The organism is Nostoc sp. NZL, from assembly GCF_015714705.1.
GTDB classification, from domain to species: domain Bacteria; phylum Cyanobacteriota; class Cyanobacteriia; order Cyanobacteriales; family Nostocaceae; genus Nostoc; species Nostoc foliaceum_A.
This window is the reverse complement of the sequence record NZ_WBKL01000011.1, coordinates 1-514: the sequence shown is the minus strand read 5'-3', so window position 1 is coordinate 514 and position 514 is coordinate 1. Positions and strand designations below refer to the sequence as shown.

The window sequence follows — 514 nt, the reverse complement described above, 5'->3', positions numbered from 1 at the left end:
GAGGATGTTTGAAAAGTCGGGAATGTTGTAAAAAAGCTCTCTCAGTATAGGCTGTGAATAGATAATAAACAGCACTGAGAGAGCGACATGAGTAAAGCTTACCCCAGTAACCTGAGCCGTGGACAATATGAATTTCTGAGCGATTTGATTCCAGAAGCCAAACCAGGCGGTCGTAAGCGTGAAGTCGATATGTGGGAAGTCCTGAATGCAATTTTTTACATCTTGCTAGAAGGAGTGAGATGGCGATCGCTACCTGGGGACTTTCCACCTTGGCAAACAGTGTACACTTATTTCCGCAACTGGCGTAAAGATGGGACATGGTTGCACATTCACGATCATCTGCGAGAATGGACGAGAATCGAAATTGAGCGCCATCGGAGTCCATCGGAGGCAATCATCGATAGCCAAAGTGTGAAAAGTGCAGCGATGGTGAGTCAAGATGTGGGTTTTGATGCAGGCAAGAAAATTAAAGGACGCAAGCGATTTTTGACGGTTGATACCCTAGGTTTAATCC

The 514-nt window shown here is 45.5% G+C and carries 1 protein-coding gene; it reads left to right on the top strand.

Annotation, left to right across the window (positions count from 1 at the left end; all coding sequences use genetic code 11):
• Positions 1 to 87: 87 nt before the first annotated feature.
• Positions 88 to 514 (top strand): IS5 family transposase (locus F8R90_RS01265; protein WP_196508899.1); only part of this gene is annotated, 427 nt, incomplete at its 3' end.